This window comes from Candidatus Jettenia sp. AMX1 (assembly GCF_030263775.1).
GTDB lineage: Bacteria > Planctomycetota > Brocadiia > Brocadiales > Brocadiaceae > Jettenia > Jettenia caeni.
Genome location: NZ_SZPP01000041.1, coordinates 45,586 through 51,903, shown reverse-complemented (window position 1 = coordinate 51,903; position 6,318 = coordinate 45,586). Strand labels below are relative to the sequence as shown.

At 42.2% G+C, this 6,318-nt stretch carries 4 protein-coding genes; 3 read left to right on the top strand and 1 reads right to left on the bottom strand.

Features of this window, described 5'->3' with window-relative positions; genetic code table 11:
- Positions 1 to 1,123 precede the first annotated feature (1,123 nt).
- On the top strand, positions 1,124 to 2,512 hold the full coding sequence (locus FBQ94_RS12765) for a cobyrinic acid a,c-diamide synthase CobB (protein WP_285442174.1): 1,389 nt from the start codon (positions 1,124 to 1,126) through the stop codon (positions 2,510 to 2,512).
- Between the two features lie 392 nt (positions 2,513 to 2,904).
- On the opposite strand, the gene murC is transcribed toward FBQ94_RS12765, so the two are convergent.
- Positions 2,905 to 4,506 carry a UDP-N-acetylmuramate--L-alanine ligase gene (gene murC / locus FBQ94_RS12760; protein ID WP_007219919.1) on the bottom strand — a complete coding sequence of 534 codons (1,602 nt, stop codon included), beginning with the start codon at positions 4,504 to 4,506 and terminating at the stop codon, positions 2,905 to 2,907.
- 327 nt (positions 4,507 to 4,833) lie between these two features.
- On the opposite strand from murC, the gene speD reads away from it, so the two are divergent.
- Positions 4,834 to 5,232, top strand: a complete 399-nt coding sequence (gene speD / locus FBQ94_RS12755; protein ID WP_007219918.1) for an adenosylmethionine decarboxylase — start codon at positions 4,834 to 4,836, stop codon at positions 5,230 to 5,232.
- Positions 5,233 to 5,355: 123 nt separating this feature from the next.
- A complete protein-coding gene (speE, locus tag FBQ94_RS12750) occupies positions 5,356 to 6,297 on the top strand; it encodes a polyamine aminopropyltransferase (protein ID WP_007219917.1) in 942 nt (313 codons plus the stop codon).
- Positions 6,298 to 6,318: the final 21 nt, after the last annotated feature.

Here is a 6,318-nt window from a genome sequence, read left to right as displayed (position 1 = left end):
TTTGAGACACATATGCAGATCATGTTTCACCGAGAGTATTTTTCTCTCTGATTAAAGAACGAATCCAACCCTTTCTGGGTAATTATGACACAGTCTCTCTTGGGAGGGGATTTAGGGGTGGATTCATTCCCCTGGAGAGACGCAACATCTTGCGTCTCTCCTTTGTGTACATGGTAAAGATTGATCAATACACGGGAGAGTATTTGGTTTACAAAACAATTCCAGGGTTGCCATCCCGTGCGCATGTATTCAGGCGGGGAGGCAAGGCTAAAGCCTTGCCCTACGCCATGCTGTTTTCTTATGAGCTGCTGCCCAGGGCAGTCTGGTTTATGGGTAAGGATAAGTTCCTAAAGGGAGACTTCTTTCTTTTCCCCCTTTTTTAAAACATTCACCATTTCCCCTTTTTTTAAAGGGGGATCAAGGGGGATTATGGGCATATGTGTCACCTTAATAAGTAAAATAAATCTTACCTTGTGACTATAACCGCATCTCTCAGGTTGAACACGGACAAACCATCCCTGTTCAAGATATACAGGGACAGGGTTTGTCCGTGCCTGTTTGAATACACACAGGGATAGGGAAGAGAAAACACTGACAAACAGAATTTGTCAGCGCCACCCAAAACGGACTGAGCAATTCTCGTTGTTCTTATAGGGTAAATACTGTATTATATTTTGTTTAGTTTAATCTTATTGATTGAACTACAAATTTCAGCTAGAATACGCCACGAGAGAAACCAGAAGCTCATGTTTTTGACTTTTAAAGAAAGGTACGAAGTCTCATGAGGACTTTGATGACCTTCAGATCACAAAGGTAGGAACCGTCTTCCTATGGCGACTGGCAATGTACAATGCTTTACTTTCATAATGTGTAGTGGCAAGGTACGCCTTGTTACTCCGGAATTGCTTTGAAATCTTTTCGTATTAAACCAGGCTGCCTTTAGCAGTAGAGATGTAAAAACTTACGGTCTCTCCTCATAAAAAACGGTGTCTGCGACGTAGGGCAAGGCTTTAGCCTTGCTTCCCTGCCAAAATACATGCGCCGGGATAGCAACTCTGAAGGGTTGCCCTGCAGAATTGAAATTCTTATCTCCCTGATAATTTCTTACAGTAAAAAAGGACTTATGAATCATATGTTACCTGATTTTCCAAGAATATTAATCGCCGGAACACACAGCGGGGTAGGAAAAACAACTATCACCCTTGGCCTGATGTCTGCACTCATGGAGAAGGGATATAAGGTGCAAGGTTTTAAGGCAGGACCTGACTATATTGATCCCTTACATCATATGGCTGTTACCGGACGTCCCTCCCGCAACCTTGATACATGGCTTATGAGCAGGGATGTTTGTTTGGAATTGTTCGGGCATGCTTTCATGGACTCGGATATAGCTGTGATCGAGGGGGTGATGGGTCTCTACGATGGCTGCCTGGATGGAACGGAGTTCGGAAGCACAGCGCATCTTGCCAGGATATTGAATATGCCCGTAATACTGGTAATGGACGCAAAAGGGATGTCAAGAAGCGCGGGCGCTGTTATCCTGGGATATAAACATTTTGACAGAGAGGTGAAAATCCAGGGTGTGATTTTAAATCGGGTGAGAAGTGAACGTCATTACACTTCTCTCAGGAAATCTATCGAAGAAAATTGCAATATTCCTGTGCTGGGATACCTGCCGTTTGATGAGGAGATAGCATTACCGGAACGTCACCTGGGTCTGGTGCCATCAGTAGAGCAGGAATTCTCAAAGTCAACGTACCGAAAAATTGGAAATATACTGTCGGCTACGGTTGATATTGATGTATTACTCAGTATTGCATCTGCGCCAAACAGCCTCCCTGCATTTGAGAGGACGGTATTCAGGGAAATAGATAAGAGGTTTCATTTCAGGATTGCTGTTGCCTCGGATGAGGCGTTTAATTTTTATTATCAGGATAATCTTGATCTCCTGGAATTGTACGGTGCGGAGCTTACGTACTTCAGTCCCTTGTATGATAAATATATACCCGCTGATATCAAAGGCTTATATATTGGCGGTGGATTTCCGGAACTTCATGCCGCATTGCTTGCTTCGAATACAACAATGAAGGAATCGATACGGAAGGCCCATAAGAAAGGCGCGATCATATATGGAGAATGCGGGGGGATGATGTATCTGCTTGAGCATTTGGTAGATTTTAAAGGGAAAACGCATGAGATGTGCGGGATACTGAAAGGCGCAACGAGGATGGAGAATAAGCGGCAGGGATTAGGCTACAGTAATGTTCAGGCAATGCATGATAATCTTTTGTGTCAAAAGGGCGATGTGTTCAGAGCGCATGAATTTCACTGGTCATCGCTGCATGTGCCCGAAGGTACATCATATGCATACAATGTTTCTAAATATGGTGATAAGACATCACATCCGGATGGCCTCTTTACTGACCGTGTGTTGGCCGCCTACACCCATGTCCACTTTGCAACCAATCCAAATTTAGCACGACATTTTTTGCAAACCATAGAAAGAGCTTAATTCAGGAGAACCAATACTAAAGAGTTGCCCTACAAAACTTAAGATATGCTATAGTTATGAGTAGGGTAGATTAAGGCGTTGGTTTTTACGCCGAATGCACCAGCACTATACTCAAGATGCTCATAAAATATGAATTTTTCCTTAATAACAGGGTGGCACGGACAAACTTTGTTTGTCCGTGTTGAACTAGCACAGCATTGGTTACGAATTGTCTATTTTGAATAGATAATACAAGTCTAATCATTACAAGTGAAAAAGCATGAAACGGTATACAAAAACACGGACAAGCATAGCTTGTCCGTGCCATCCCGTAAGATTATGGTTACCAGGTATCAAGTTTATAAATCACAAATTGTGAACCTCTTGAGTATATCTCTACCCTACCTCTTGCATCATATTCTGTTCTGTTTCATCTCCTGGATGCTATAATTCTTCAGCATCTTTTTCTGTATCAAACCCTGCAGGATTTTTTCGCAAAATTCAGTAAGGGTATAGTCTCTTGCTCCCATGACAAGGATACAATCACCCTCATGGGTCTGTCCTTCAATTATTGGTATAATATCGTCTCTTTTTTCAATAAAAAAGGCTTTTTTACCGGCTTTGCTTACCTGCTGAATAATATCAGCAGAAGAGATATTTTTGCTGGCAGTGCCGCCAGCATAATATATCTCCGGCATAAAGAGAATATCCTGAGAGGAGAGGGCGGTAACAAAGGCTTCTACGAGTTCTTCCTTCATAAAATTGGCAGGGCCGTAACCGTGAGGTTGAAAGATAGCGATAATACGCTTATAGTGTAATTTTACTGCCTGTATTGCTGCCTTAACTTTTTCCGGATTGTGGGCATAATCGTCTATCACCCTTATTCCATGAACCTCTCCGATACTATCCATCCTGCGCTGTATACCCCTGAATTGTTTGAGCGCTACAGATGTTTTACTATCGGGGATATTCAGACTTCTGGCAACGGCAATAGCTGCAAGTGCGTTTGATACGTTATAAGAACCGGGAAGATGTATCTCAAAAGACTGACCATTTACATCAAACAAGGTTTGGAATGGTTTATAAGTTATATTTTTTGCGCTTAGAGCAGCGCCATTATGTAACCCATAGGTAACGATGTTTTTATGCTTAAAATGTATCGTTCTCAAATGAGGACAATCGGCATTGAGAATGAGCAGTTTCCTGGTATTTTCCGAAAGGGTTACAAACATCTTCGATATCTCTTCGATAGTATTGTGGTCTTTAGACACATTCGTAATGACGGATGTTTGTGGTGTATAAGAGACGATACTGCCATCACTCTCATCGGCCTCTATGGCAATGATGTCTGATGTGCCCGTTTTTGCATTACCTAAATGGACTTTATCAACATAGTTTTTGATACATCCACCTATAATAATAGTAGGGGACAGGTTGGCATAATCAAGGATATAGCTGACCATAGAACTTACGGTAGTCTTTCCATTTGTTCCTCCGATAGCAATTCCATATTTATGGTTAAATATCTCAGCCAGGAGGTTAGCGCGTTTTATAATCTTTTTGTTAAGCAGCCGGGCTTTTTTAATATCCGGATTCTCTTCTTCGATGGCGGAAGAGATAACGATAAAATGTGTGTTTTCGTTAACACCCGAACCGTCCTGAGGGTGGAGTGAAATGCCTTGAGACAGGAGTTTGGAAAATACATAAGGGGTAATGTGTTTGTCATAATTTCTATCGGAACCACTAACCGTGTGGCCTTGTTCCTTCAGTACCTGAGCGATGGCGCTCATGCCAATGCCACCCACGCCAACAAAGTGATATGAGAATAACGCTAAATTCCTCCCCAAATCCTCACCATCTCCCTTTACTAATTCTCCTGGACACCCCTTTATTAATCCTTCAGTTCTCCCCTTTCTTAATCTCTCCATCTCTCCCTTTACAAACTCCTCCGTCCTCTCTTTTGCAAGCCTCTCCGTCTCTTCCTTTACAAATCTCTCGGTCTCCTTCTTTGCCAATCTCTCTATTCTCCCATTGTCTCATTACTTCATTGGTGTCAATGAAAACTTCTCTCTATTCTCCCCTTTGCTAATCTCTCTATTCCCCCCTTTGCTAAAGGGGGGTAGGGGGGATTAATAAGGGTGTGGATTCAGAAGTGACTGAAGGGTATTTTGACTGGCAGTATTCTTCATAATTTTTTAGCACTATACAGGATGAAATTTGAATTGTCAAAATATTTCTGCTCTGGATTCATTCTTGACAAGTCTAACAATTCATTCTAGAATCAAACCGTTTTTCCATCGGTACATTTTGATTTTGTGCAGCTTAATACGAGGAGAGAAGTAGTGGATACGTTGGGCAGACATATCGTTCTGGAGATGTGGGGATGTTGTAAGGATGTTATTGATGATGCCGATGGTATACAGGAGATCCTTACCAAAGCTACGGAGTCTATGAAGGCAACTCTGGTGAATGTGGTATGTCACCGGTTTAGTCCCTATGGTGTAACCGGTGTCGCCATACTTGCTGAATCGCATATCTCTATTCATACGTGGCCTGAATATGGATATGCCGCTGCCGACATCTTTATTTGCGGTAATACAATCGACCCGCAAAATGCTGCTTCTCATATAATACAGGCATTCCAGGCAAAAGAGATTTCAATCCTGGAACTAAAAAGGGGAAATTTTTTGACTAAAAAGATACAAGCGAATATATCAACGGAAACGAATCAGGAGCTTTAAAGCACAGGTAGGGCAAACCTTTCGGTTTGCATTTTTGCAAGGCTAAAGCCTTACCCTGCATGTCAGGAAAATATAAGATTATGGTGAATACAACTCTTTTTATACCCTACATGAAAGGGCTCTATGGAAAAAATATCAGGAAGCTGGATAGAAGATTATTTTAATGGTTACGAACTGCATAAGCATGCCTTCAAGGATGTTGTGTATCAGGTTCAATCCGGGATTCAAAAAATTATTATCGTAGATACGTATAATTATGGAAGATGTCTCATCCTGGAAAATGAACTTCAATCAGCAGAGGCGGATGAGTTTATCTATCATGAGGCGCTCGTGCATCCATCCCTTATTTTACATCCATGTCCGGAACGTGTGCTTATTTTAGGGGGGGGTGAAGGTGCAACTCTCAGAGAAACACTTCGTTACAGGGCGATAAAAAAAGCCGTGATGGTCGATATCGACAGGGAAATGATTGTATGCGCCAGGAAGCATCTTCCTTCATTCCATGCGGGCGCATTCGACGATAGCCGTACAGAGCTTATAATTGAAGACGGCAGAAAATATTTGGAACGGACACAGGAACGATTTGATGTCGTTATTATAGACGTGAATGATCCGTTGGAGGAAGGTCCTTCTTTTATGCTTTTTACCCTGGAATTTTATCAAATTATTGCTGAAAGACTTAATAAGGGTGGCATACTCCTTGTGCAGTCTGGAGCAGCCTCTCTTACCGAGAATGACGTGTTTACCAGTATCTGTAATACCCTTAATAAGGTATTTCCTCACGTATATCCCTATGTTACCTACATTCCTTCTTACGCATTGCAATGGGGGTTTACTATGGCAACGCATAATCCGGGCAACCTGGATATTACAGGTGATGAGATTGATACCAGGATTTCATCAAGGCTCACCACTACACTGCGTTTCTACGATAGTATTACCCATCACGCCCTCTTTAATCTGCCGAAGTATTTACGGGAAGACATCCGGAAACAAGACCGGATAATACGGGACAAAGAGCCACTGACAGACCACTATCCCGGCATTTCAATGGAGAGGTCTTAGCCTAACGAGTATTTGAGAAAT